At 65.5% G+C, this 25,462-nt stretch carries 19 protein-coding genes and 1 tRNA gene; 5 read left to right on the top strand and 15 right to left on the bottom strand.

Going from position 1 to position 25,462, the window contains the following annotated elements:
- Window positions 1-57 precede the first annotated feature (57 nt).
- From KHN96_RS10680 to rpoD, 4 genes are all read right to left on the bottom strand, one after another.
- Window positions 58-1,326 (bottom strand): DUF2957 domain-containing protein, encoded by a 1,269-nt coding sequence (locus KHN96_RS10680; RefSeq protein ID WP_062738303.1) that lies wholly within the window; start codon window positions 1,324-1,326, stop codon window positions 58-60.
- Between the two features lie 76 nt (window positions 1,327-1,402).
- Complete coding sequence (locus KHN96_RS10675; protein WP_062738302.1) at window positions 1,403-2,992, bottom strand: DUF2957 domain-containing protein; 1,590 nt, start codon at window positions 2,990-2,992, stop codon at window positions 1,403-1,405.
- 701 nt (window positions 2,993-3,693) lie between these two features.
- Window positions 3,694-3,772, bottom strand: a tRNA-Ile gene (locus tag KHN96_RS10670).
- Window positions 3,773-3,885: 113 nt separating this feature from the next.
- Complete coding sequence (gene rpoD, locus KHN96_RS10665) at window positions 3,886-6,219, bottom strand: RNA polymerase sigma factor RpoD (RefSeq protein ID WP_233902589.1); 2,334 nt, start codon at window positions 6,217-6,219, stop codon at window positions 3,886-3,888.
- Between rpoD and KHN96_RS22795 the strand changes: the two genes are divergently transcribed.
- The gene (locus tag KHN96_RS22795; protein ID WP_233902588.1) at window positions 6,212-6,574 is read left to right on the top strand and encodes a hypothetical protein; all 363 of its coding nucleotides are present in this window, start codon (window positions 6,212-6,214) and stop codon (window positions 6,572-6,574) included. The genes rpoD and KHN96_RS22795 overlap by 8 nt on opposite strands.
- 107 nt (window positions 6,575-6,681) lie before the next feature.
- On the opposite strand, the gene dnaG is transcribed toward KHN96_RS22795, so the two are convergent.
- The 3 genes from dnaG to KHN96_RS10650 all read right to left on the bottom strand — a co-directional run bounded on the left by dnaG (window position 6,682) and on the right by KHN96_RS10650 (window position 10,324).
- Entirely contained in the window at window positions 6,682-8,493 is a 1,812-nt protein-coding gene (gene dnaG / locus KHN96_RS10660; protein ID WP_045787336.1) for a DNA primase, read from the bottom strand.
- 39 nt (window positions 8,494-8,532) lie between these two features.
- Window positions 8,533-8,982: a GatB/YqeY domain-containing protein gene (locus KHN96_RS10655; RefSeq protein ID WP_045787337.1), complete on the bottom strand. Its 450-nt coding sequence runs from the start codon at window positions 8,980-8,982 to the stop codon at window positions 8,533-8,535.
- A gap of 121 nt (window positions 8,983-9,103) precedes the next feature.
- Window positions 9,104-10,324, bottom strand: coding sequence for a BaiN/RdsA family NAD(P)/FAD-dependent oxidoreductase (locus KHN96_RS10650; RefSeq protein WP_045787338.1), 1,221 nt, complete (start codon window positions 10,322-10,324; stop codon window positions 9,104-9,106).
- 94 nt (window positions 10,325-10,418) lie between these two features.
- Between KHN96_RS10650 and tsaD the strand changes: the two genes are divergently transcribed.
- The gene (gene tsaD, locus KHN96_RS10645; protein WP_045787339.1) at window positions 10,419-11,462 is read left to right on the top strand and encodes a tRNA (adenosine(37)-N6)-threonylcarbamoyltransferase complex transferase subunit TsaD; all 1,044 of its coding nucleotides are present in this window, start codon (window positions 10,419-10,421) and stop codon (window positions 11,460-11,462) included.
- A gap of 48 nt (window positions 11,463-11,510) precedes the next feature.
- On the opposite strand, the gene folE2 is transcribed toward tsaD, so the two are convergent.
- From folE2 to KHN96_RS10625, 4 genes are all read right to left on the bottom strand, one after another.
- Complete coding sequence (folE2, locus tag KHN96_RS10640; protein WP_045787340.1) at window positions 11,511-12,317, bottom strand: GTP cyclohydrolase FolE2; 807 nt, start codon at window positions 12,315-12,317, stop codon at window positions 11,511-11,513.
- 244 nt (window positions 12,318-12,561) lie between these two features.
- A complete protein-coding gene (gene dxs, locus KHN96_RS10635) occupies window positions 12,562-14,472 on the bottom strand; it encodes a 1-deoxy-D-xylulose-5-phosphate synthase (RefSeq protein WP_045787341.1) in 1,911 nt (636 codons plus the stop codon).
- A gap of 56 nt (window positions 14,473-14,528) precedes the next feature.
- On the bottom strand, window positions 14,529-15,428 hold the full coding sequence (locus KHN96_RS10630; RefSeq protein WP_045787342.1) for a polyprenyl synthetase family protein: 900 nt from the start codon (window positions 15,426-15,428) through the stop codon (window positions 14,529-14,531).
- Complete coding sequence (locus tag KHN96_RS10625; RefSeq protein WP_045787343.1) at window positions 15,425-15,721, bottom strand: exodeoxyribonuclease VII small subunit; 297 nt, start codon at window positions 15,719-15,721, stop codon at window positions 15,425-15,427. Before KHN96_RS10625 ends, KHN96_RS10630 begins: the two co-directional genes overlap by 4 nt.
- Before the next feature lie 416 nt (window positions 15,722-16,137).
- Between KHN96_RS10625 and KHN96_RS10620 the strand changes: the two genes are divergently transcribed.
- From KHN96_RS10620 to KHN96_RS10610, 3 genes are all read left to right on the top strand, one after another.
- A complete protein-coding gene (locus tag KHN96_RS10620; RefSeq protein ID WP_045787344.1) occupies window positions 16,138-17,235 on the top strand; it encodes an aromatic ring-hydroxylating oxygenase subunit alpha in 1,098 nt (365 codons plus the stop codon).
- Between the two features lie 82 nt (window positions 17,236-17,317).
- Entirely contained in the window at window positions 17,318-18,292 is a 975-nt protein-coding gene (locus KHN96_RS10615; RefSeq protein ID WP_045787345.1) for a DMT family transporter, read from the top strand.
- Between the two features lie 22 nt (window positions 18,293-18,314).
- Window positions 18,315-19,202 carry a sulfurtransferase gene (locus tag KHN96_RS10610; protein WP_045787346.1) on the top strand — a complete coding sequence of 296 codons (888 nt, stop codon included), beginning with the start codon at window positions 18,315-18,317 and terminating at the stop codon, window positions 19,200-19,202.
- Between the two features lie 76 nt (window positions 19,203-19,278).
- On the opposite strand, the gene KHN96_RS10605 is transcribed toward KHN96_RS10610, so the two are convergent.
- The 4 genes from KHN96_RS10605 to polA all read right to left on the bottom strand — a co-directional run bounded on the left by KHN96_RS10605 (window position 19,279) and on the right by polA (window position 25,462).
- Window positions 19,279-20,085, bottom strand: a complete 807-nt coding sequence (locus KHN96_RS10605; protein WP_062738301.1) for a ZIP family metal transporter — start codon at window positions 20,083-20,085, stop codon at window positions 19,279-19,281.
- A 138-nt stretch (window positions 20,086-20,223) separates the two neighbouring features.
- Window positions 20,224-21,102, bottom strand: coding sequence for a dienelactone hydrolase family protein (locus tag KHN96_RS10600; RefSeq protein WP_045787347.1), 879 nt, complete (start codon window positions 21,100-21,102; stop codon window positions 20,224-20,226).
- Window positions 21,103-21,146: 44 nt separating this feature from the next.
- Complete coding sequence (locus tag KHN96_RS10595; RefSeq protein ID WP_045787348.1) at window positions 21,147-22,472, bottom strand: NAD(P)/FAD-dependent oxidoreductase; 1,326 nt, start codon at window positions 22,470-22,472, stop codon at window positions 21,147-21,149.
- Window positions 22,473-22,654: 182 nt separating this feature from the next.
- Window positions 22,655-25,462 carry a DNA polymerase I gene (gene polA / locus KHN96_RS10590; RefSeq protein WP_045787908.1) on the bottom strand — a complete coding sequence of 936 codons (2,808 nt, stop codon included), beginning with the start codon at window positions 25,460-25,462 and terminating at the stop codon, window positions 22,655-22,657.

The following is a 25,462-nucleotide window of genomic DNA, read 5'->3' as shown; positions in this document are numbered from 1 at the left end:
GGGGCGTGGCGCTGCCTCGGTCATGCGCCACGCCCATGGCGTTTTCGGATGGAGCCGTCACTGCACGAAGGCACCCACGGTGAAGTACGGGTTCTTCGTATCGCTCATGTCCAGGAAGCCGAAGGTCTTGCCGGTGAAGATCAGCTTGCCCGTCGGCGCGGAGCCTGCGGGCGCGCTCGTCTGCGTGGTGCGGATCACGCCCGGCACGGTCTGCGTGAAGTCCAGGTTCAGCGGACGGGTGAGCGCGGCCTGCGAGGCGTTGAACGGGTCGAGCAGGGTGGCCTGCGTGCCGACCAGCGCCGTGGCGCGATAGTTGAACTGGCTGTCCACGCCCGTGTACTCGCCGTCTTGCGAGCCCTGCGCGACGTTCGCGGCCGGCGCCATGATCGAGATGCCGGATTCGTCGTCAGCCACGGGCGGGCCGGCCGTCAGATCAGAGTTGGCTGCGCCCACGCGAATGAAGACCGGGACGAGCTGGCCGTACAGCTTGCCCACGATCAGCACGCCCTTGCCCGCCTTGCTCGGATCGAGCGACGACACCGTCGGCGGCACCTGCGGCTGGTAGTTCAGCGTGGTGAAGGCCGGCGCGTCGCTGCGCAAGGTGAACTTCTGGTTGACCGTCGCGGTGGAGGTCAGGCATGCACCGCCGTTCTTCACGCCGAGGTTGTCGCATTCGGTGTACGTGCCGTCTGCGTTGATGGTGAAGCGCGCATCGACCGCCTGCTGCGAGAAGCTCTGCGACGGCACCTGGTGATAGCCCAACTGGTTGTAGTTGCCCGCGATCTTGCTCAGATCGGTCTCGGTGTTCGAGAAGCTGATGAACGGGTAATACGGAAAGGTCGTCTGCGGAATCCTGCCCACGCCGACAATGCCGTCGAACTGGATCGTCGCGCCCGGAATCGTGCCGCCCAGCACCCCTTGCCCCAGGAAGAACCGCGCGGGCCGGCTCGGGTCGAGACTTGCGTTGTTCAGGCGGAACGCGCACTGGTTCAGCTTCTCGGTCGGCAGCGCCGTCTCCTGCGTGAGCGTGCCAGTCTGCACGTTGTTGGGCGGCGTATCGCGCGTGGGTGCCACGGTGCCGGTCTTGACCGGAATCGGCGAGGCCAGGTACGTGATCTGGTACGTCATCTTGGTGGTGTCGAGCTGCACCTTCACAAGTTCGCCCGAGCCCGCGCCCCCGGTGAAGACGGTGTTGTAGTCGATCGCTTGCGGACACAGGCGCTGGATCACGGGCGGCGGCGGGTCGTCTCCACCACCGCATCCCGTCAAGAGTGCCGCCGTCATCGGTGCGCACGCGAGCGCTGCCAGCCATTTACGCCATTGCATTTGCGTCTCCTCCATATCGTTGTTCAGACGCGGCAGCGCGCTGGCGCTGCCGCCTGCGGTTGCGTTGCTGCGCGTCCTACTGGACGAACGCGCCCACCGTGAAGAACGGGTTGTACTTGTTGTTGTTCATGAGCAGTGCGTACACGTCGCCCACCTTCACCGCGACGCCCTTGTCGCCGGCCTTGAACAGCGCCACGTTGCCGCTTGCCCCTTGCGCGTTGAAGTCGTTCTGCGCGGTGACGATCAACTTGCCGGGCGAGGCCTGCGTGTAGTCGAGCCCGAACTGCGCCGTCACACGCGAGGTGAGCGGGTTGATGAAGGCGGCCGTGCCGTTCTGGAACAGCGTGGACGTGTAGTTCGCCGCGAGCGTGGAGACGGCCGTACCGTCGCTGCAGTTGCCGGCTTCCGGATGGAAGAAGCCATTGCTGTAGGTGCCGGGAAGCTCGGGGTGCGGGACCGTACCATTGATGCCGTTGAAACCGCCGATGTTGGTGGTCGGCCCATTCGAAGTCACGAGGCCGCATGCCGATGCGCTGGTCGCACCGATGTAGCCGCCGGCGAGCGCGTTCGTCGGGATGGGCGTCGCGGGTGTCAGGATCGAGATGCCGATCTGGTCATCGCCCACCGAGGCCAGCAGGTTCGCGGGGTCGCTGTACGAGTACCCCACGCGGATCACCACCGGCACCACCTGCCCGCCGAGCTTGCCGACGATCATGATGCCCTTGGCCTGGCTCGGCGCCAGCAGCATCAACGGCGAGACCTGCCCGACGTAGGCATAGGGGGTGTTCGGGCCGGTCGGATGGCTGACGAACACGTTGTCCGGCGAGCCGTCGTCGTTCTGGCGCAGCGTCCACGGCGTACCGGTGGTGTGGCAGGAATAGTCCGACGCGTCTGGCGTGCAGGAGCCGTCAGCGTTGAGCGTTTGCGTCCAGTTCACGGCATCCGGTTCCCAGCCTTGCGGCGAAGATGTCTGGTTGCCCGAACCGGTCGGGGTGACATGCACGCCGAGCTCGTTGTAGCGGCCGGCGACTTGCGAGAAGTCCGTCACGGTCTCGGAGAAGCCGAGGAACGGATAAAAGTCGAACGTGCGCGACGGCACGACGCCGATGGGCACGCCCGGAAGTGGCCCATCAAACTGGATCGTCGCGCCCGGAATGCCCCCGCCCACGATCCCCTTGCCGACAAACAGCATCGGCGGATCCTGCGGGTTGACGGTGATCGCATAGCTGTTGTCGGCCGTCTTGCCCGACTGCAGCACGAACGCACAGCGGTTCTGTTCGGCCGTCGGCAGATTCGTCGGATGGACGAACGTACCGTTGATCGTCAGGCCCTTGCGCGTGTTGTTGATCTGTCCCGCGGAAGTCGGCACCGACGACTCGATGAACTGCATCTGGTACGTGTTCTTGCTCGTATCGAACCGGACCTTGATGTACTCGCCGCTGCCCGAACCACCGGTGTACGTGGTCGAATAGTCGAGCGACGCCGGACACAGGCTGGCGGGGGTGCTGGGCGTGGTGGTCGCGCCGCTCGGAGGGCAGGAACTGCCCGAGCACTGCGCCACATCCGACGAACCGGGGTCATCCGCCCCGCCGCACCCGCCGATGAACGGCACGGCCGCCAGACAACTGGCTGCCATGACAATAAAAAGATGACGTGGACTTCCCATGGTGTCTCCTCGCGTTTTCGGAACTTGTTGTGCTGGCGCCGGCGGTATCCGGCCAATACTCCGTCTGCCGCGCATGGAAGCCGGCAGCGCACGCTTCGTCTTGTCGACAGGCCGAGCGGCAAACGACGGAAACGACAAGCGTGCTTGAACGCGTGCGACCCGCAATGCGCGGGTATCACGCAGATCGGCCAGGCGCCGATCTCAAAACAATGAATGTGAGGCTGCTACCGCAGGCGAGCCGGATCGCCGCCGCGATGACGATGACGCGCGTGGGCACGCGCAGAAGCGGAATGTTGGAATGGCCCGTTTTGAATGCGTAACATCCTGTGTCTCCGAAGGTACGCTACTGGCTATTTACTTGTCGTTATGGCGGAAACTATGGTCCGCGCCGAGTATGAAGTAAATAGAGATTTCATTCAAAACACCGCCGACCATCCCCTGTACAAGCAGGCGCGGCGCGGGCTGCCGATTTTTCAAACGAGGGAATGAAACGGTTTCCTTTGAAGTGTTTTAAACCTATCCCCCATTGAGCGGATTGGCGCGCCGGCATTATCGAATTCAGGAATCAGCCGATATTTCTTGGAAGGGAAGTGTTTTAGCAAAAGCCGGTCCCGGAAGGGCAAGGCGCTCTTGGCCGCACCAGACTGAAGGGGCCGGCACCCATGTCGGCCAGCAAGAGACTACGTCGAGGGAAGAAAAGATGGTGGGCCCCCCGGGAGTCGAACCCGGCACCAACGGATTATGAGTCCGCTGCTCTAACCAAGCATGAGCTAGAGGCCCAAGGTGTGCGGCGCCCGAACAGGCGCCCGGCAAAAAGAAACCCGGCGGGTTAGGCCGGGCCATGTATGCGATTTTACCCGAAAGTGGGCCGAAGCCCACCCCTGGATTCGACCTTAGCTGCCTTCGAGGAAGCTCTTCAGCTTGTCGGAACGGCTCGGATGGCGCAGCTTGCGCAGTGCCTTCGCCTCGATCTGCCGGATACGTTCGCGCGTCACGTCGAACTGCTTGCCGACCTCTTCCAGCGTGTGGTCGGTGCTCATCTCGATACCGAAGCGCATGCGCAGCACCTTGGCTTCGCGCGGCGTCAGCGAATCGAGCACGTCCTTCACCACACCGCGCATCGAACCATGCAGCGCCGCTTCGGCCGGGGCCAGCGTGTTCGTATCCTCGATGAAGTCGCCCAGATGGGAGTCGTCGTCGTCACCGATCGGCGTTTCCATGGAGATCGGCTCCTTGGCGATCTTCATGATCTTGCGGATCTTGTCTTCCGGCATCTCCATCTTCTCGGCCAGCGTTGCCGGATCCGGCTCCTGGCCGGTTTCCTGCAGGATCTGACGCGAGATGCGGTTCATCTTGTTGATCGTCTCGATCATGTGAACCGGAATACGGATGGTGCGCGCCTGATCCGCGATCGAGCGCGTGATGGCCTGGCGGATCCACCACGTCGCGTACGTCGAGAACTTGTAGCCACGGCGGTATTCGAACTTGTCCACCGCCTTCATCAGGCCGATGTTGCCTTCCTGGATCAGGTCGAGGAACTGCAGGCCGCGGTTGGTGTACTTCTTCGCGATCGAGATCACCAGACGCAGGTTGGCCTCGGTCATCTCGCGCTTGGCCTCGCGGGCGCGGCGCTCGCCTTCCGACATCTTGCGGTTGACGTCCTTCAGCTCGGCCAGCGGCAGAACGACGCGCGCCTGCAGGTCGATCAGCTTCTGCTGCAGCTCGTGCACGGCCGGCACGTTGCGCTCGACGATGGCGCTGTACGGTTTGCCGTCGGCCACGACGGACTGGATCCAGTCCAGGTTGGTCTCGTTGCCAGGGAAACGCGCGACGAAATCGGCGCGCGGCATGCCGCACTTGTCGACCACGATGTTCAGGATCGCGCGTTCGAGCTTGCGCACCTCGTCCACCTGGCCGCGCAGCGTGTCGCACAGGCGCTCGACGTTGCGCGCCGTGAAGCGGATCGTCATCAGTTCGTTCTGGATGGCTTCCTGCGCCTTCAGGTACGGCTTGGACTTGTAGCCTTCCTTCTCGAACGCGCGGCGCATCTTGTCGAACTGGTCGGCGATGATGCGGAACTTCTCGAGCGCAGCCTGCTTAAGCTCTTCGAGCTGACGCGCAGACGCGGCCGACGCGCCGGCGCCGTCATCGTCTTCGTCTTCTTCTTCGTCGCCTTCCTCTTCGGCTTCCTCGTCCTCGAAGTCTTCGTCTTCCTCGGCTTGCGCGGCGGCAGCGGCCTCGGCTTCGGCATTCGGGTCGATCAGGCCGTCGATGAACTCGTCGATCTTGGCTTCGTCATTGGCCACGCGCTCGCCCATGGCGAGGATTTCCGAAATGGTGACCGGGCAGGCCGAGATGGCCATGACCATGTCCTTCAGGCCGGCTTCGATGCGCTTGGCGATCTCGATTTCGCCTTCGCGCGTGAGCAGCTCGACCGTGCCCATTTCGCGCATGTACATGCGCACCGGGTCAGTCGTGCGACCGAATTCGGAGTCCACCGTCGACAGCGCGGCTTCGGCTTCTTCCTCCGCCTCTTCTTCCGTGGTCACGGAAGGCGCGTTGTCGTTCAGGAGCAGCGTTTCGGCGTCCGGCGCCTGCTCGTACACGGCCACGCCGATGTCGTTGAGCGTGGCAACCAGCGTCTCCATCGACTCCACGTCGACCATGTCGTCGGGGAGGTGGTCGTTGATTTCGGCGTAGGTCAGGTAGCCACGCGATTTGCCCAGCTTGATCAGCGCCTTGAGCTTCTGGCGGCGAGCCTCGAGCTCTTCTTCCGAACCGCCTTGCTGCGAGGCCGCGAATTCCTTGAGCAGGGCCTTTTCCTTGGCCTTGCGGTCACGGGCCTTCAGCTTCTCGGATTTCGGCGCCGGAGCGGCGGGGGTGTCAAATTCTTCAGTCACGTCCGTGCTGCTGTCGTCATCTGCCTGCGTCTCGGCCTTGGGCTTGCGACCGCGCTTCTTGGGCTCGGCTGCCGCCGCCGCGCGGGGCGCAGGGGGAGTTGGGGTGGGAGTGGCCGCTGCCTGGGCCGTGCGCTTGGTGTCCTCCGCTGCCGCCTTGGTCGGCTTGGCTGCGGTGCTGGTACGAGCGGTACCCGTCTTGGTTGCGCGCGCGCTGGCAGTGGTCTGCTTGCTCTCGACTTCGGTAACTTTCGATTTCGCCACGGTGGTTGTCTTGCCCTTGAGTGCGACGGAAGCGGCTTTGCCGCCAGGTCTGGCGCTCGTGCTCATCGACGTCGAGACCTTGCCTGAGGTTGAAGATTGGACTGCACCCTTTGTGCGTGGTGCCGTTTTGGCGGCGACGGCGATGTCGGCGGACTGGCGCGGCTGGGCTTTCCCCGTCTTTGCCGGCGCAGTGGCCTTGGTTCCCGCCTGCCCCACATGGGTCCGACCGTTTGCGACTTTCGCCGTTCCCGCTGTGGTCTTTCCGCCCCCGGCGCCGCGCGCCGATGAGACTCGCGTGGCAGAAACAGAAGCAGGACTGGCCTTGGAACCGGCCTTCGCGGAGGTCTTCACCTTCACCATGGGCACGCTCACTCCCCCGAAAATGGGAAAAAGGTCTTGCAATCCAAACCGGCTATTCTAGCACGTCAGACCCGGCCGGTCTAAACGAAAATCGGGTTTTCGCCTGAAAAATCAAGGGGCTACCCGCAATGGCCCGCCCCGTCTGGCCCCGGCGCTGCGGCGTCGGCGCTACACGAGCTGCCGGCGGCGGCTGATCTCGGCCACCAGCCAGCGCATGCGCTCCTTGTCGTCGTCGCTCGCATGGCCGGCTTCCATCTTGCGCTGCAGCATCTCCAACTCACGCTTGAGCGGCTCGGCGAGCATCTTCTGCACCGCAGTATCAAACTCCAAGATCGCGGGCTCGAGTTCGATGTCGTCCTGCAGCACGGCGGTACGCAGGCCGGCAAAGGCTTCGGCGTAAGGCGTCTGCCCCAGGCGCTCGACAAAGGCGCCGAAGTGCACGTCCGGGCCCGCGGCATCGCATTCGGCCAACAGTCCTGCCAGTACCTCACCTTGGGGCAGTTCGGGCGCTGTCAACTGGGCGCGCGCATCGGCATCGAGCCGGCCGGCCAGGGCCGGATACCGCATCAGCAACCGCAGCACCTTCTGCTCCAGCGCGGTCGGTGCCGTACGCGCCACACGCGGGCGCTTCTGCGTCATGCGGCCTGCCTGGGCGGGGTCGCTGCGCAGGCCGCACAGCGCTTCGATGTCGGCGGGCGTGGTGCCGGTCAGTTCGGCCAGGCCGCGCACGATCTGCAGGCGCAGGCCGCCGGCCGGCATCGCAGCGAGCAGCGGCTTGGCTTCGTACTGCGCGCGGGCACGGCCCTCGGGCTGGCGCAGGTCGAGATCTTCCGTCACGGCCTGCAGCAGGAAGCGCGACAGCGGCATAGCGTTGTGGACTTCCCGGGCGAACGCCTCGGTGCCCTCTTCGCGCACGAACGTGTCCGGATCGTGCTCGGGCGGCAGGAACAGGAACTTGATCGTCTTGTTGTCTGTGGCGTGCGGCAGGCAGGCTTCCAGCGCGCGGCGCGCGGCCCGGCGCCCGGCGCTGTCCCCGTCGAACGAGAAGATCACGGTATCGACCTGCCGCAGCAGCTTCTGCACGTGGATGGGCGTGCAGGCCGTACCGAGCGTGGCGACGGCGTTGGCAAACCCGAGCTGCGCCAGCGCGACGACGTCCATGTAGCCTTCCACGACCAGCACGTAGTCGAACTCGCGGATGGCGCTGCGCGCCTCGAACAGGCCGTACAGCTCGGTGCCCTTGCTGAACAGCGGCGTCTCGGGGGAGTTGAGGTATTTGGGCTCGCCCTGCCCCAGCACCCGGCCGCCAAAGCCGATCACCACGCCCTTGGTATTGCGGATGGGGAACATGATGCGATCGCGGAAGCGGTCGTAGCGGCGGTGCGTGCCGTCGGCGCCGGTCTTCTCGCTTTCGATGACCAGGCCCGCTTCGATCAGCGGCGCCGCAACGGCGTCGTCCCGGTACGGGCCGAACACGGCTTCGAGCGATTGCCAGTCGTCGGGCGCATATCCGAGGCCGAAGTGCGCGGCGATCTCGCCCGTCAGGCCGCGGCCCTTGAGATATTGGATGGCGTTGGGTGCGCTGCGCAGCTGCTTGCGGTAGTGGTCGCAGGCACGGGCCATGATGTCGCCCAGGGCGACCGTCTTGGCCTGCTGCTCGGCGCGGGCGGCCGGTGGCAGGCCCCCGCGCTCCTCGGGCACCACCATGCCGACGGACTGCGCGAGGTCCTTGATGGCCTCGACATACGACAGGCCCGAAAACTCCATCAGGAAGCCGATGGCCGAGCCGTGCGCGCCGCATCCGAAGCAGTGATAGAACTGCTTGGTGGGCGACACCGAGAACGACGGCGACTTCTCGTTATGAAACGGGCACAGCCCCATGAAGTTGGCGCCGCCCTTCTTCAGCTGCACGTAGCGGCCCACCACGTCGACGATGTCGACGCGGTTGAGCAGGTCGTCAATGAACGGCTGCGGGATCACGCGCGGTGCGCCCCTGTGGGGAACGTTGGTCGGGCAGGATCAGGCGCCGGCAAGCACCGCCTTCACGCGGGCGGAGACTTGCGTCATGTCGGCGCGGCCGGCGAGGGCCGGCTTGAGGATGCCCATCACCTTGCCCATGTCCTGCGGACCGGCGGCACCGGCCCGGGCTACGGCCTCGCGCACCGCGGCATCGACTTCCGCTTCGGACAGCTGCGCCGGCATGTAGACCTGCAGCACGGCGACTTCCGCGGCTTCCTTTGCGACGAGGTCGTCGCGGCCGGCCTGCTCGAACGCGGCGATGGAGTCCTTGCGCTGCTTGATCATCTTGTCCACCACGGCCAGCACGGCGGCGTCATCGAGCTCGATGCGCTCATCGACCTCGCGCTGCTTGATGGCGGCCTGCAGCAGGCGGATCGTGCCCAGACGATCCATTTCCTTGGCGCGCATGGCGGCCTTCATGTCTTCCGTGATCTGTGCCTTGAGGGACATTCCGAACTCCGATAAACGGCAAAACCCGCTTGAGCGGCTGGCCCAGCGGGTTGCAAACGTAGAAAAGTGGATCGCTGATCGTAGCACAGAACCAGGACGGTTCCCGGCCCCGTCCGCGGCGTCAAGCGGCAGACACGGCCTCCCCCGCCGCCACGGCAGAGGCCCACGCCCACTGGAAGTTGTAGCCCCCGAGCCACCCCGTCACGTCGACGACCTCACCGATGAAGTAAAGGCCGGGTGCGCCCTGCGCCTCCATGGTCGTGGAGGACAGCGCACGCGTATCCACGCCGCCGCGCGTGACCTCGGCCTTGCGGTAGCCCTCGCTGCCCGACGGCGTCAGCTCCCATCGATTGAGGGCCGCACCAAGCGCACGCAGCAGTTTGTCGGGTAGCTCGGCAATCGGCGCATGCGGGTTGGCGCCATGCGTGGCGCACCAGGCCTGCGCCACGCGTTCCGGCAGTCGTTGCGCCAGCACCGTCCCGAGCTGCTTGCGCGAGCCCGACTTCTCGTCGCACAGCCACTGCGCGGCGTCCGTGTCGGGCAGCAGATCGATGGCCAGCGGCCGGCCTGCATTCCAGAAGCTCGAAATCTGGAGAATGGCCGGGCCGGACAGGCCGCGGTGCGTGAGCAGCAGGTCTTCGCGAAACGTGGTGGCGCCGCCCTTGCGGCCCTTCCCCGCCTGCTGCGCGACGGTCACATCCACTTCCATCGACACCCCGGACAGCGCCGAGAACGGCGCCCAGTGCTCGGCGTTGAACGTGAGCGGGACCAGCGCCGGATGCGTCTCGACGATCTTCAGCCCGAACTGGCGCGCAACGCGATAGCCAAAATCCGTCGCGCCGATCTTGGGAATGGACAGGCCGCCCGTGGCGATCACCAGCTTGCGCGCGACGATCTCCCCCGCGCTGGTTGAAAGCCGATACGCATCGCCCGCCTTGCCGACCTCAGCAATGGAGCAGCCGGTGCGCCAGAGGACGCCGCCCTTCTCGCACTCGGCTTCGAGCATGCGGATGATGTCTTCGGCGCTGTCGTCGCAGAAAAGCTGGCCCTTGTGCTTCTCGTGATACGGGATGCGGTAGCTGGAAACGAGGCGGATGAAATCCTGCGCCGTGTACCGCGCCAGCGCGGAGCGGCAGAAATGCGGGTTGTTCGACAGGTAATTGGCCGGCCCCGCGTTGACGTTGGTGAAGTTGCACCGGCCGCCGCCCGAGATGCGGATCTTCTCGGCGAGCCGGGTCGCGTGGTCGATCAGCACCACGCGCGCGCCCCGCTGCCCGGCCACGGCCGCGCACATCATCCCGGCCGCGCCCGCGCCGATCACCGCCACATCGCACCGCATCATGATCGCCGCGCCGCCTCTGTCTATGCCTGAAAACCGCGCATTTTAGCTTGTGCTATCTTCGGCGCCTCCCTACGGATTTCTTCCTTCACACGCCATGCTGGTCCTCGGCATCGAATCTTCCTGTGACGAAACCGGCGTCGCCCTGTACGACACGGCCGCCGGGCTGCGCGCGCACGCGCTGTATTCGCAGATCGCGATGCACCGCGAATACGGCGGCGTGGTGCCGGAACTGGCCTCGCGCGACCACATCCGCCGTGTGATCCCGCTACTGGAGGAAGTGCTGGGCAAGGCAGGCGCCACGCCCGCCGACATCGATGCGATTGCCTACACGAAGGGCCCAGGGCTGGCGGGCGCGCTGCTTGTCGGCGCCTCGGTGGCGAACGCCCTGGCGTTTGCGCTGGGCAAACCGGTGGTGGGCGTGCATCACCTCGAGGGCCATCTGCTCTCGCCGCTGCTGGAGGCCGACCGGCCCGAGTTTCCGTTCCTGGCGCTGCTCGTTTCGGGCGGGCACACGCAGTTGATGCGCGTCGACGGCGTCGGCCAGTACACGCTGCTTGGCGAAACGCTCGACGACGCGGCCGGCGAGGCGTTCGACAAGACCGCCAAGCTGCTCGGCCTCGGCTACCCCGGCGGCCCGGCGGTGTCGCGCCTGGCCGAATTCGGCAACCCAGGGGTGTTCGACCTGCCCCGGCCGATGTTGCACTCGGGCAATTTCGATTTCTCGTTCGCGGGACTGAAGACGGCGGTGCTCACGCAAGTGCGCAAGCTGAACCTGACCGACAGCGAAACCTGCTACCAGCCGCGCGCCGACCTTGCCCGCGCGTTTGTCGATGCGATCGTTGAAGTACTCGTCAGCAAGACGCTGCGGGCGGCGCGCGAGCATGGCCTCAAGCGCATCGTCGTGGCGGGCGGCGTGGGCGCCAACCGCCAGTTACGCGAGGGGCTCAACGCTGAAGGCAAGAAGCGCGGCCTGCGTGTGTACTACCCCGACCTGCAGTTCTGTACCGACAACGGCGCGATGATCGCGTTTGCCGGCGCGATGCGGCTGCAGGCAGACCCTGCGCAGGTGCAGGACGGCTACGGCTTCGGCGTCACGCCCCGATGGGACCTCGAAGACATCCGCATCCACCGCGCATGAAAAAAGCCGCTCGGATGAGCGGCTGTTTCTTGCAGCGCGGCGCGTCGATCACTTGTCCGTGCGCTTGTCGCGCTCGATCAGCGCATAGGCGCTGTGGTTGTGAATCGATTCGAAGTTCTCGGCTTCCAGCGTGTAGGCGACGATGCGGTCGTCCTGGTTCAGGCGCATGGCGATATCGCGCACCAGGTCTTCCACGAACTTCGGGTTTTCGTACGCACGCTCGGTCACGAACTTCTCGTCCGGGCGCTTGAGCAGGCCCCACAGTTCGCACGAGGCTTCTTCTTCAGCCATGCGGATCAGCGCTTCGACGGGCGTGTCGGCCGCCAGTTCGGCGTCGATCGTGATGTGCGAACGCTGGTTGTGCGCGCCGTACTGCGAGATCTTCTTCGAGCACGGGCACAGGCTCGTGACCGGCACCAGCGCCTTGACGCGGACCGTGGTATGGCCGTTGCGCACTTCGCCGATCATCGTCACCTCATAGTCCATCAGCGACTGCACGCCCGACACCGGGGCCGTCTTGCTGACGAAATACGGGAAGTGGACTTCGATACGGCCGGCGTCGGCCTCGAGCTTCTCCAGCATCTTTTCCAGCAGCAACTGGAACTGGGCCAGGTTCAGCGGCTCGCGCTCTTCTTCGAGCAGCGCGACGAAACGCGACATGTGCGTGCCCTTCTGGTCGGCCGGCAGGTGCACGTCCAGGTTGAACGTGCCCACGGTGTTCTGCACGCCCGACGGCGTCTGCAGCGACATCGGGTAACGCACCCCGCGCACGCCAACGCGCTGGATCGGAATCTGGCGGGTATCGTGGCTGGACTGCACGTCCGGCATGGCGAAGGCCGGGTTCATATCGTTCATGATCGGTTTCCTTTACGGTCGCCCGGCCATCGCAGTCGACCGGAACGCAACGAGTGTGAAACCGCGGAACCTGGCTGATCGAGACCACCCCTCAAGTGATCGTCTCAACCCATCCCGCGACTGCGCACACAATTCACAAAATGGACTGGCGGAGTGTAAGGGAAATTTCCCACCTCTGCAGTCAACTACTCAAACCCGCAGAAGCAATACGGGTGATTGATTCTGCCTATGCATGATGTGTTGCTCAGGCAACACGCGCGGCCGTGGCTCGCGGCTGTACGGCAAAACGCTCGCGGATGGAGGCGAGGATGCCGTTGGCGTCGAGCCCACATTGCGCGAGCAGCACCGCATGGTCGCCGTGATCGACGAAGCGGTCAGGCAATCCAAGCTGGAGCACCGGCGTGGCGACACCGGCCGCGGCCAGCGCTTCGACGCAGGCGCTGCCGGCGCCGCCCATCACGCAGCCTTCCTCCACCGTCACCACGTAATCGTGCGTGCGTGCCATGTCCAGCACGCAAGCGGCGTCCAGCGGTTTGACGAAGCGCATGTTCACCACGGTCGCATCGAGGCGCTCGGCAGCGGCGGTGGCGGGCGCCACCATCGAGCCAAACGCCAGGATTGCCACGCGCTGGCCCGCAGGCGCCGCGGATGCACGGCGGACCTCCGCCTTGCCAAGCGGCAGCGGCTCCAACGTGGGCTCCACCGCAATGCCCGGGCCGGCGCCGCGCGGATAGCGCACCGCCGTCGGGCAATCCTGCGCGAATGCCGTGTTCAACAGCCGGCGGCATTCGTTCTCGTCGGCCGGCGTCATCACCATCATGTTCGGGATGCAACGCAGATACGCAATGTCGTACGCGCCGGCGTGCGTAGCCCCGTCCGCGCCGACCAGGCCGGCGCGGTCCAGCGCAAACACCACCGGCAGGTTCTGCAGCGCCACGTCGTGGATCAGTTGGTCATACCCGCGCTGCAGGAACGTCGAATAGATCGCGACGACGGGCTTCAGACCCTCGCAGGCCAGGCCGCCAGCGAACGTGACGGCGTGCTGCTCGGCGATGCCGACGTCGTAATAGCGGTCGGGAAAGCGCTGTTCGAACTCGACCATGCCCGAGCCCTCGCGCATGGCGGGCGTGATGCCGATCAGGCGCTTGTCGGCTGCGGCCATGTCGCACAGCCATTGCCCGAACACCTGCGTGTACGTCACCTTGGCCGGGCGTGCGGACGGTTTGATGCCTTCCTGCGGATTGAACTTGCCGGGGCCGTGATACAGGATCGGGTCCGCCTCGGCCAGCTTGTAGCCCTGGCCCTTCTTGGTGACCACGTGGAGGAACTGCGGACCACCGCCTTCCAGCGCGCGTTGGCGGATGTTCTGCAGCGTCGGCACGAGCGATTCGAGGTCGTGCCCATCGATCGGGCCGATGTAATTGAAGCCGAACTCTTCGAACATCGTGGCCGGCACGAGCATGCCCTTGGCGTGCTCCTCGAAGCGTTTGGCGAATTCGAGCACCGGCGGCGCCACCGACAGCAGCTTCTCCACCCCCTTCTTGGTCGCCGCGTAGAACTGGCCGCTCATCAGCCGCGCCAGGTAGCGGTTGAGCGCCCCCACCGGCGGCGAGATCGACATGTCGTTGTCGTTGAGCACCACCACCAGCGGCAGGTCTTTGTAGACGCCCGCGTTGTTCATGGCCTCGAAGGCCATGCCGGCGCTCATCGCACCGTCACCGATGACGGCAATGGCGACACGCTGTTCACCGTTGGTCTTTGCGCCCAGCGCCATGCCCAGCGCGGCGGAAATCGACGTGGACGAGTGCGCCGTGCCGAACGTGTCGTACGGGCTTTCGCTGCGGCGCGGGAAGCCGGAGATGCCGTCCAGCTGGCGCAGCGTGCTCATCTGGTCACGGCGCCCCGTGAGGATCTTGTGCGGATAGCTCTGGTGGCCGACGTCCCACACGATGCGGTCTTCCGGCGTGTTGAAGACGTAGTGCAGCGCGATGGTCAGCTCCACCGTGCCGAGGTTGGACGACAGATGGCCGCCCGTCTGGGAGACGGAATCGAGCACGAAGGCGCGCAGCTCATCCGCCAGGGGCCCGAGCTGGCGACGGTCCAGGCGGCGCAGGTCGGCCGGGTCGTCGATGGTGTTCAGAAGTTCGTACGTCATGTGGGACCGCCGCTTTGGCGTTTTGGCAAAGACTTCTACCGTCTATGCAATGTTGTTCAGTGGCCACGCCGCACGATCAGGTCGGCCATCTCGGCCAACCGTACGGTGCGCGCCTCGCCGGCTTCGCGGGCCAGCCGCGCGACCGCCGCGACGGCCGCGGCATGCAGCTCGTCCGCCAGCGCACGGGCCTGATCGAGCCCCAGGATGGACACATAGGTCGGCTTGTCATTGGCCTCGTCCTTGCCAGCCGTCTTGCCGAGCGTCGCCGTGTCGGCCGTCACGTCGAGGATGTCGTCGACGACCTGGAACGCCAGCCCAACGGCAGCCGCGTAGGCATCCACCTGCTGCAGTGCCCCGGCCTGCACACCCGCACAGAGCGCCCCCATACGCAGGCTCGCCCGCAGCAGCGCGCCGGTCTTCATGCGATGCATCGCTTCCAGGGCGTCTTGCGACAGCGCCACGCCAACACTTTGCAGGTCGATTGCCTGCCCGCCCGCCATGCCGACCGACCCCGAAGCGCGCGCCAACTCGCTGACCAACGCGGCCCGCATGGCCGGGGCGACCGGGTCCAGCTCGGCCAGCACGGTGAAGGCCTGCGTCTGCAAGGCGTCGCCCACCAGCAGGGCGGTCGCTTCATCATAGGCGCGATGCACGGTCGGGCGGCCGCGGCGCAGGTCATCGTCGTCCATGCATGGCATGTCGTCGTGGACCAGCGAGTAGGCGTGGATCATTTCCACTGCGCAACTCACGCCATCGAGCGCCTCGGGCGATGCGTCACCCAGCGCACCGGCGGCATGTGCCAGGAGCGGCCGCACGCGCTTGCCGCCGCCCAGGGCGGCATACCGCATGGCGGCATGCAGGCGCTGCGGCGATACGGTTTCGGCGGGCAGGGCGCGGTCGAGCGCCTCTTCGGTCCGCGCCACCACCGACGCCATCCATTGCGAGAAGTCGGTCATGCGCCGGCCTGCTCGTTCGGGCTGCCGTCGTCGGCCAGCGGCTTCAGGGCGTCGCCATCGAGCACGCGCACCTGCTGCTCCACGCGCTCCAGCACCTGCTGGCAATACCGGACCAGCTCGGCCCCGCGGCGATACGCCGCAAGCGAGGCCTCCAGCGGCAGTTCACCGGATTCCATGCTGGCGACCAGGGTTTCGAGCTCGGCCATGGCCGCTTCATAAGATGCCGGGGCTGCGGCGGGAGTGGCGGACGCGTCGCCGGCAGCGGCGGAGGCGTCGTTAGAGGCACGGGGCATGCCGGTTGCGAATGAGAAAAGGACAATCCGGCATTTTACGGCAAATCGGCGTGCGTTCTGCGCATATGGCGCAGGGCGGCGGCTTCCGGGCGGTTGGAAGCGGCGGCGACGGCGGCGGACACCGGCAGGACCGGCGGGCAGCCGAAAGGCGACGAAAAATCAGGGACTTATCGATTTCCCTGGGGTACAATCCCCCCCTTTCCTCCAAAGGCCGGGCCGGCATACACCGCCCCGTACCGGTGGTTCGGGTCTGTTGGCCCATCAAGCGTATGGTCGTTGGCCCAAGCGGGGGCCGGCAGCGCTCGTTTTTTCATTTCAACAGACCTTGAGCCGCCCGCCGATGGCGTCCTTTCCCAAATCGATCTTTTCGATGGTTGGGTTGTTCACTGCTTTCACCGTTATTGGGAGTGGGGATAATGTCCAATCTCAGCACCGCACTGAACCTGGTGCCGTCTGAAACCCAGTTGCCCGTCTCTGCATACTTTGACGAGGCGCTGTATCAAACTGAAATCGAACGTCTGTTCAAGCAGGGCCCGGGCTATGTCGGCCACGAGCTGATGGTTCCGGAGGTGGGTGACTACCACACGCTCGCCGCCGAATCCGAAGGCCGCGTGCTGGTCCGCAACCCGAACGGCGTCGAACTGCTCTCCAACGTGTGCCGGCATCGGCAGGCCATCATGCTCAATGGGCGCGGCAATGCCCAGAACATCGTGTGTCCGCTGCACCGCTGGACGTACGATCTCAAGGGCGAGCTTCTGGGCGCGCCGCATTTCGCGCAGCAGCCGTGCGTGCACCTGTCGCGCTCGCCGCTGCAGAACTGGAACGGCCTGCTGTTCGAGGGCAAACGCGATGTCCGCAATGACTTGGCCCGCCTGGGCGTGGCGCGCGATCTCGACTTCTCCGGCTACATGCTCGACCACGTCGAGGTGCACGACTGCAACTACAACTGGAAGACCTTCATCGAGGTGTACCTCGAGGACTACCACGTCGTGCCCTTCCACCCCGGTCTGGGCCAGTTCGTCTCGTGTGACGACCTGCAATGGGAATTCGGCGAGTGGCACAGCGTGCAGACCGTCGGCATCCACGCCAATTTGCGCAAGCCAGGCACACCGGCGTACCAGAAGTGGCACGACGCCGTGCTGCGCTTCAACAACGGTGAGATGCCCAAGTACGGCGCGATCTGGCTCACGTACTACCCGAACGTGATGGTCGAGTGGTATCCGAACGTGCTGGTGGTCTCGACCCTGCATCCGATGGGCCCGGCCAAGACCCGCAACGTGGTCGAGTTCTACTACCCGGAAGAGATCGTCCTGTTCGAGCGCGAGTTCGTGGAGGCCGAACGGGCCGCCTACATGGAAACCTGCATCGAAGACGACGAGATCGCCGAACGCATGGACGCCGGCCGCCTGGCGCTGCTCAAGCGCGGCACGAGCGAAGTCGGCCCGTATCAGTCCCCCATGGAAGACGGCATGCAGCACTTTCACGAATGGTATCGCCGCGTCATGGATTACTGACCATAGGCATCCGCCGCCTTCCGCGTCACAATACGAACGGTGCAGCCCTTGTGGCCTGCGCCGTTTTTTTTGCCCTTCGCCCATGCCCGCCGATACTGCAGTCGAAGCCGCCCAGACGGCCACCAGTTCCTCCCGCCAGTCGTTGTGGATGATCCTTGCGGCTTTCGCGTTTTCTGCGATGGGCGTATGCGTCAAGCTCGCCTCGGCGCACTACAGCACCGGCGAAATCGTCTTCTACCGCAGCGTGATCGGCATGGCGCTGATGGGCGCCGTGCTGTACCGCACGGGCGCTGGCATCCGTACGCCGTATCTCACGTCGCACATCAAGCGCAGCGTGTTCGGCGTGACGTCGCTGCTGCTGTGGTTCACCTCCATCAGCCTGCTGCCGCTGGCGACGGCCATGACGCTGAACTACATGTCGCCGGTGTGGATTGCGCTGATCATCGGCGCGGGCGCCACGCTGGCCGGCAAGCCGGGCGGCGCCGATCGCAAGATGGTGACAGCGATCCTGATGTCGTTCATCGGGGTGATCTGCCTGCTGCAGCCCAGTGTCGGGCCGTCGCAGATGACCGGCGGCATGGTCGGGCTGGTGTCCGGCGTATTTACCGCCCTCGCCTATGTGGAGGTCCGCCAACTGGGCGACCTGGGCGAGAACGAGGCGCGCATCGTCTTCTACTTCTCGCTGGTGAGCGCGGTGGCGGGCGGCGTGTGGATGCTGATTGGCGGCGCACAGCCGCATACGTGGGCAAGCGCGGGACTGCTGCTGGCCGTTGGCCTGCTCGCCACGCTAGGCCAGACTGCCATGACGCGCGCCTACAAGCGCGGCAATACGCTGCTGACGGCCAACCTCCAGTACACCGGCATCGTGTTTGCGAGCGGTTGGGGTATGTTGTTGTGGCACGACCACCTGAACGCGTTGTCGTGGGCGGGCATGGCGCTCATCATCGGGAGCGGCATCGTGACCACGATCATGCGGGCCCGCCAGTCGGGCAGCGAGCATCCGACGCCACAGACCGCCGTGTCCGGCCCGGAAGCCGAGATTCACCCAGAAGTTTGATCGAACCCCGGAGATTGCCGCCATGAGCGAACGCGCTCACTACGCCACCCTCATCACCGCGCCGCAACTGGCCGCGCTGCAGCAAAGCGCGCCGCAGAGCGTTGTCGTCATCGATTGCAGCTTCGACCTGGCCGACCCGGCCGCCGGACGCGAGGCGTATCACGCCAAGCACATCCGTGGCGCGTTCTACTTGCACCTCGACAACGAGCTGTCCGGCCCCAAGACGGGCACCAACGGCCGGCATCCGCTGCCCGATGCCGACGCGCTCGTCGCCCGGCTGCAGGCGCTGGGCGTGAACGACGATTCGCAAGTCGTCGCCTATGACCGCCAGGGCAGCATGTATGCCGCCCGGCTGTGGTGGCTGCTGCGCTGGGTCGGCCACGCCGACGTGGCCGTGCTCGACGGCGGCCTGCAGGCGTGGGAGGCCGGGCACTATCCCGTCGAAAACGTCGTGCCTGAAGAGCCGCAGCTGGTGGCTGCCCCGGGCAACCTGACGCGCAAGCCGTCGCTTGCGCCGCTGGTGACGGTGGATATCGTCCAGAAGTATCTCGGGCAGCCTGGCAAGCCCATCATCGATGCCCGCGCGCCGGACCGCTACCGCGGCGAGAACGAGACGCTCGATCCGGTCGGCGGACACATCCCCGGCGCTCGCAACCGGTTCTTCCGCGACAACCTGCGTGCCGACGGCACATTCAAACCGGCCGAACAATTACGCGCCGAGTTTGCCGGCGTGCTGGCCGGCGCCAAGCCCGAAGACGCCATGCTGCAATGCGGCTCCGGCGTGACGGCATGCCACAACGCGCTGGCGATGGAAATTGCCGGCCTCCAGGGCGCGGCGCTGTACGCGGGCTCATGGAGCGAGTGGTGCGCCGATCCATCGCGCCCGGTCGCCACGGGACCGAACCCCTGACGCCCCAAGGCGCCTGGATGCCACCGGAAAAATGCCCGGCATGGACCGGGCTTTTTTCCTCGCCTGATTCGGGCGCTCAGTGCGCGTGTCCGTGCAGGCCTTCCGTGAGCAGGAAGATCATCCCGACCCCGGCGACGATCAGCGCAACCTGCACGGCGGATTCCTGCCAGCGCGGCCGCCGCTTCATCTGCGGCATCAGATCGCACACGGCGATGTAGATGAAGCTGCTCGACGCAACCACCAGCACATACGGGATCCATGACGTCAGACGGTCGAGCAGGTAGTAGCCCAGCACGGCCCCCACCAGTGCACAGACGCTGCACAGCAGGTTGTAGACAAAGGCACGCGTCTTCGAGAAGCCTGCGTTCAGCAGCACCATGAAGTCGCCGATCTCCTGCGGGATTTCGTGCGCGGCAATCGCCAGGGCCGTCACGATGCCGACCTTGATGTCCGCCAGGAACGCAGCCGCAATGACAATGCCGTCGGAAAAATTGTGCAGCCCGTCGCCCACCAGGATCATGAGCCCGCTGCGCCCGGCCTCCTGCCGATCATGTCCGTGGTGGTGGCCATGCCCGTCGCCCTCATGGTGATGCGAGTGGCGGATCAGCGAGATCTTCTCGAGCAGGAAAAAGCCCAGCAGCCCCGCGAGTAGCGTGGCGAACAGCGCGTGTGTGTTCGGCACGACGCCGTGGTGCGCCTCAAATGCCTCGGGCAGGGAATGCAGCAGCGACGTTGCCAGCAGCACACCGACCGAAAAGCTGACCATGCGATCGACCACGCGCGCCAGCACGGTCAGCGAAAGCACGGCGGCGCCGGCCATGCTGCCGATGCCCGACAGTGCGGTGGCCAGGAGGATGCCTAACAGGGTGGTATCGAGGGTCATGTGGCGGGAGCCGACAAACGCAACACAGTTGCAAGAAGGCACGCATTGTATGCCCGTTTGCCGTCCTTTGCCAGCGCAACCAAATACAAAAGGCCCCAAGCGATGGCATGGGGCCGTCGTGCAAGCAGCGGACGCGGCCTATTCCACGCCGTGGTCCTTGAACCAGGCGACGCACTTCTTCCAGCCGTCTTCCGCATCCGCCTTGACGTAGCTGGGCCGGTAGTCGGCATGGAACGCGTGGCCGGAATTCGGATAGACGATGATGCGCGACGCGCGGGCCTTCGGGTTCTTGGAATGCTCGAGCGCCTGCTTCATGGCGTTGACGGCATCCTGCGTGATGCCGGTGTCCTTGGCGCCGTACAGGCCCAGCACGGGGGCCTTGAGCTCGTCGACACGGTCGATCGGAAACGCCGGCTGCAGCGCACTGGGATTGCCCTTCAGGTGGCCATACCATGCCACCGCCGCCTTGATATCGGGGCTGTGTTCGGCAAACAGCCAGGTCTGGCGGCCGCCCCAGCAGAAACCGGTGATGCCGATGCGCGCGGCGTCGCCGCCGTTCTGCTTGACCCACGCCACCGTGGCCTCCAGGTCGCCCGTCACCTGCGCGTCGGGCACCTTGGAGATGATCTTCTCCTGTAGCTCGCTGATCGTCGCGATCGACTGCGGGTCGCCTTGGCGCACGAACAGCTCCGGCGCGATGGCGAGATAGCCGAGCTTGGCGAAGCGCCGGCAGACATCGGCGATGTACTCGTGCACACCGAAGATCTCGCTGACCACGATCACCACGGGCAGCTTCGTCTTGCCCTCCGGCTGGGCGCGGTAGGCGGGCATCTTGAAGTCGCCCACCGGCACCGTGACCTCGCCGGCCGTCAAGCCATTGAAATCGGTCTTGATGGCCTGTGCGGACACCGGCAAGGCCGCTGCCGCAAACGCCGAACCCAGCGCCGTCTTCATGAAGCCGCGCCGATCGAAGCTGCGGCCGGGTACCAGACTCTCCACTTCTGCTTCAAGCTGCATCGCACTCTCCTCACGCCCTCGGGCGGTTACGGTGGACGAAGCGGCTAGTGTAGCTTGACGCGCGGATTCGTCTTGCTGCGCAGCCAGTGCGTGACCGTATCGAGCGCCATGCGTATAAAGCCGTGCAGCGCCATCACGTGCATGCGATACAGCGAGGTGTACATCAGCCGGGCCATCAACCCCTCGATGAACATCGAGCCGCCGATCAGGCCGCCCATGAGGCTCCCCACGGCGCTGAAGTGCCCCAGCGAGACGAGCGAGCCGAGATCCTTGAACGCGAACGGCTCGGCCGGTTTGCCTTCAAGCCGCAAACGCAGCGCCTTGAACAGATACGTCGCCTGCTGGTGCGCGGCCTGGGCGCGCGGCGGCACGCTGCCCGACGTTTCGGGCCATGGGCAGCTGGCGCAATCGCCAAACGCATAGATCGTCTCTTCGCCGTCGACCTGCAGCGTGCGCGAGACGATCACCTGCCCCAGCTTGTTGACCGGCAGGCCCAACTCACCCAGCACCGACGGCGCCCGGATGCCTGCGGCCCACACAGTCAGATCGGCCGGGATGGACTTGCCGCTCGCGGTATTGACGGCGGTGCCGGTGACTTCCGTCACGCGCTCGCCGGTAATGACGTCGACGTTGAGCTTGTGAAGCAGCTTGGTCGTCTCGGCTGAGACACGCTCGGACAGCGCCGGCAGGATGCGCGGCCCGCCCTCGATGAGGTGGATGCAGATATCGCGGCGCGGGTCCAGCTTGTGCAGGCCATAGGCGGCCAGGACGTGCGCCGTGTTGCGCAGCTCGGCCGACAACTCCACGCCGGTCGCACCGGCGCCCACAATGGCGATATCGACCTGCGAGCGTGCGCCCGGCACGCCGTTCTGGGCACGCATGCAGGCAGAGATCAGCTTGCGGCGGAAGCGCTCGGCCTGCGACGCGGTATCGAGCGCGATGGCGTGTTCAGCGGTGCCCGGCACGCCGAAGAAATGCGTCACGCTGCCAATGGAGAGCACCAGCACGTCGTACGGAATGGCGCGCTCGGGCAGCACCTCCGTGCCGTCGGCATCGAGATAGCCCGACACGGTGATCGTCTTGCCGGCGCGATCGAGCGCCTTCAGTTCGCCCTGCTGGAATTCGAAGCCATGCCAGCGCGCCTGCGCGGCGTATTCGAGCTGGTGCGTGTTCGGATCCATGCTGCCAGCAGCGACTTCGTGCAGAAGCGGCTTCCAGATATGGGTCGGATTGCGATCGACCAGCACGATCTGCGCGGTGCCCCGCTTGCCGAGCCTGTCGCCAAGACGCGTGGCGAGTTCGAGCCCGCCCGCGCCGCCGCCCACCACCACAATGCGCGGTCCGCCCGCGCCGTCGGCCTGCCCTGCCATACCGTTCTCCTGGAGCTTTGAATCTTTGGAATCACGTCCAGTCTGCTGCAACGCAAAACCCGCCGCAACCCCGCATCAATGGATACGGCGGATCATCGGCGATGGATGCTGCGGCCGCACGCACACTGCCTTGGCAGGAAACCAAACGCCATGCCTTGCGGAACGGCAAGCGGGCAGCCGCCTCAGTGCGCTTCTTCCCAGTTGGCGCCGGCACCGACTTCGGCCACCAGCGGCACGCGCAGTGTTGCGACGCCACACATCAGTTCCGGCAACCGCTCGCGCACGACGGCCAGCTCATCCTGCGGGACCTCCAGGACCAGTTCATCGTGCACCTGCATGACGAGGCGCGAGCGCATCGCATCGCGCTCGAGCCATCCCTGCACGGCGAGCATCGACAGCTTGATGAGGTCAGCGGCCGTGCCCTGCATCGGCGCGTTGATGGCGGCGCGCTCGGCCGCCTGGCGGCGCGGGCCGTTGCCGCCGTTGATGTCGGGCAGCCAGAGTCGCCGCCCGAAGACGGTTTCCACATAGCCGCGCTCCCGCGCGGTCTGGCGCGTTTCGTCCATGTAGCGCGCGGCGCCGGGATAGCGGGCGAAATAACGGTCGATATAGAGCTTGGCGGCGTCGCGGCCAATGCCAAGGTTGCTCGCCAGCCCGAACGCGCTCATGCCGTAGATGAGGCCGAAGTTGATGACCTTGGCTACGCGGCGCTGGTCGGGCGTCACCTCCAGCGGCGTGACGTTGAACACCTCGGCGGCGGTCGCGCGGTGCACGTCCTGACCCTCACGGAAGGCGCGCAACAGGCCTTCGTCCTGCGACAGATGCGCCATGATGCGAAGCTCGATCTGCGAGTAGTCGGCCGAAACGATCACGCTGCCCTCCGGCGCGATGAAGGCCTCGCGGATGCGCCGCCCTTCTTCGGTGCGCACCGGAATGTTCTGCAGGTTCGGCTCGGTGGAGGCAAGACGCCCCGTGACCGCCGTCGCCTGACCGTAGGTGGTGTGGACCCGGCCAGTGCGCGGATTGACCATCTTCGGCAGCTTGTCGGTGTAGGTCGACTTGAGCTTGGCGAGCCCCCGGAAATCGAGCAGCAGCTTCGGCAGCGGGTAATCCTCGGCGAGCTTCTGCAGCACCTCTTCATCGGTGGAGGGCGCGCCGCTGGCGGTCTTCTTGATGATGGGCAGCTTCAGCTGGTTGAAGAAGATCTCGCCGATCTGCTTGGGAGAATTCAGGTTGAACGGCTGCCCCGCCAGCGCAAACGCCTGCTCTTCGAGCTCCAGCAGGCGCTGGCCAAGCTCGGCACTCTGCCGGGCCAGGCGCTCGCCGTCGACCAGCACGCCGTTGCGCTCCATCTTCTGCAGCACGATGGAGGTCGGCATCTCGATCTCTTCGTAGACGTAGCGCAGCTTCTCGTCATCTGCCACCTTGGGGAACAGCGTGCGATGCAGCCGCAGCGTGATGTCGGCATCTTCGGCCGCGTATTCGGTCGCGCGATCGAGCGGCACCTCATCGAAGCCGATCTGCGATGCGCCCTTGCCGCACACGGCTTCGTACGTGATGGTCTTCAGGTGCAGCACGCGTTCGGCCAGCGCGTCCATGCCGTGATTGCGGTGCGATTCCAGCACGTACGATTCGAGCATGGTGTCGTGCAGGATGCCGCGCAGCGCAATGCCGTGGTTGGCAAACACGTGCGCGTCGTACTTCAGATGCTGACCGACCTTCTTGCGCGATTCGTCTTCGAGCCACAGCTTCATGCGTGCGAGCACGGCGTCGCGCGAGAGTTGCGCCGCGCCGTCGAGCCCCGCCACATCGGGCCCCCGATGCGCGACCGGGATGTAGCATGCCTCGCCCGGCTTGACCGAGAGCGAAATGCCCACCAGCTGCGCGAGCATGGGGTCGATCGAGGTCGTCTCGGTATCGATGCAGACGAGGTCCACTTCATCGAGCCGCCGCATCCACGATTCGAGCTGCGCCTCGGTAGTCACGGTCTCGTACCGGACTTCATCCGGCGGCGCTTCCACGTCGAACAGGTTGGCCTGCGGCTGCGTGGCCTCGCCGGCGTAGTTCTTCACTGGCGTTGCCGCCTTGCGTGCAGCACCGACGCTGCGCGTATCCGGCAGCGCTTCACCCGAGGCCTCGCGCAGCCACGTCTTGAAGCCGTAGCGGCTGAAGAAATCGACGAGCTGGGCCTTGTCTTCGCCGCCGTCGATGAGTGCGTCGAACGTCGGCACTTCCTTCGAGAGGTCGCAGTCGACCTTGACCGTCAGCAATTCGCGGCCCTTGGGCAGCCACTCGAGCGTGTTGCGCAGGTTGTCGCCCACCACGCCCTTGATCTCGCCCGCCCGCGCGATGATGTTGTCGAGCGAGCCGAATTCGGTCAGCCATTTGACCGCGGTCTTCGGGCCGACTTTCGGCACGCCCGGCACGTTGTCGACCGTGTCGCCGATGAGCGAGAGATAGTCGACGATGCGCTCGGGCGGCACACCGAACTTCGCCAGCACACCGGGCGGGTCGAGCGTTTCGTTGGTCATGGTGTTGACCAGCGTGACGTGGTCATTCACCAGTTGGGCGAGGTCCTTGTCACCCGTTGAGACGATGGTGCGAACGCCTTCCCTGGCGGCACGTTTGGCCAGCGTGCCAATCACGTCGTCGGCCTCGACGCCATCGACCACCAAGATGGGCCAGCCCAGTGCCCGCACGGCTTCGTGGATCGGTTCGATCTGCGCGCGCAGGTCATCGGGCATGGGCGCGCGGTGCTCCTTGTAGGCCGGATAAAGGTCGTCGCGGAAGGTCTTGCCTTTGGCGTCGAAAACGCAAGCGCTATACTTGGCCGGGTAGTCGCTGCGCAGTTTGCGCAGCATGTTCACGATGCCGTAGATGGCGCCCGTAGGAAACCCTTCTCCATTTCGCAAGTCGGGCAGTGCGTGATAAGCACGGTACAGATAACTCGAGCCATCGACGAGCAACAGCGTTTCTTGACTTTCCGACAT

It is taken from the genome of Ralstonia mannitolilytica, assembly GCF_905397375.1.
Taxonomy (GTDB): domain Bacteria; phylum Pseudomonadota; class Gammaproteobacteria; order Burkholderiales; family Burkholderiaceae; genus Ralstonia; species Ralstonia mannitolilytica.
The sequence above is the reverse complement of the archived record's forward strand: the minus strand, read 5'-3'. Positions and strand labels throughout refer to the sequence as shown.

What these genes read in the sequence shown, in the direction of transcription:
- KHN96_RS10680 (WP_062738303.1), bottom strand. Translation starts at nt 1,326, where the DNA reads ATGCAATGGCGTAAATGGCTGGCAGCGCTCGCGTGCGCACCGATGACG.
- KHN96_RS10675 (WP_062738302.1), bottom strand. Translation starts at nt 2,992, where the DNA reads ATGGGAAGTCCACGTCATCTTTTTATTGTCATGGCAGCCAGTTGTCTG.
- rpoD (WP_233902589.1), bottom strand. Translation starts at nt 6,219, where the DNA reads ATGAGCACGAGCGCCAGACCTGGCGGCAAAGCCGCTTCCGTCGCACTC.
- KHN96_RS10655 (WP_045787337.1), bottom strand. Translation starts at nt 8,982, where the DNA reads ATGTCCCTCAAGGCACAGATCACGGAAGACATGAAGGCCGCCATGCGC.
- KHN96_RS10650 (WP_045787338.1), bottom strand. Translation starts at nt 10,324, where the DNA reads ATGATGCGGTGCGATGTGGCGGTGATCGGCGCGGGCGCGGCCGGGATG.
- tsaD (WP_045787339.1), top strand. Translation starts at nt 10,419, where the DNA reads ATGCTGGTCCTCGGCATCGAATCTTCCTGTGACGAAACCGGCGTCGCC.
- folE2 (WP_045787340.1), bottom strand. Translation starts at nt 12,317, where the DNA reads ATGAACGATATGAACCCGGCCTTCGCCATGCCGGACGTGCAGTCCAGC.
- dxs (WP_045787341.1), bottom strand. Translation starts at nt 14,472, where the DNA reads ATGACGTACGAACTTCTGAACACCATCGACGACCCGGCCGACCTGCGC.
- KHN96_RS10630 (WP_045787342.1), bottom strand. Translation starts at nt 15,428, where the DNA reads ATGACCGACTTCTCGCAATGGATGGCGTCGGTGGTGGCGCGGACCGAA.
- KHN96_RS10625 (WP_045787343.1), bottom strand. Translation starts at nt 15,721, where the DNA reads ATGCCCCGTGCCTCTAACGACGCCTCCGCCGCTGCCGGCGACGCGTCC.
- KHN96_RS10620 (WP_045787344.1), top strand. Translation starts at nt 16,138, where the DNA reads ATGTCCAATCTCAGCACCGCACTGAACCTGGTGCCGTCTGAAACCCAG.
- KHN96_RS10615 (WP_045787345.1), top strand. Translation starts at nt 17,318, where the DNA reads ATGCCCGCCGATACTGCAGTCGAAGCCGCCCAGACGGCCACCAGTTCC.
- KHN96_RS10610 (WP_045787346.1), top strand. Translation starts at nt 18,315, where the DNA reads ATGAGCGAACGCGCTCACTACGCCACCCTCATCACCGCGCCGCAACTG.
- KHN96_RS10605 (WP_062738301.1), bottom strand. Translation starts at nt 20,085, where the DNA reads ATGACCCTCGATACCACCCTGTTAGGCATCCTCCTGGCCACCGCACTG.
- KHN96_RS10600 (WP_045787347.1), bottom strand. Translation starts at nt 21,102, where the DNA reads ATGCAGCTTGAAGCAGAAGTGGAGAGTCTGGTACCCGGCCGCAGCTTC.
- KHN96_RS10595 (WP_045787348.1), bottom strand. Translation starts at nt 22,472, where the DNA reads ATGGCAGGGCAGGCCGACGGCGCGGGCGGACCGCGCATTGTGGTGGTG.
- polA (WP_045787908.1), bottom strand. Translation starts at nt 25,462, where the DNA reads ATGTCGGAAAGTCAAGAAACGCTGTTGCTCGTCGATGGCTCGAGTTAT.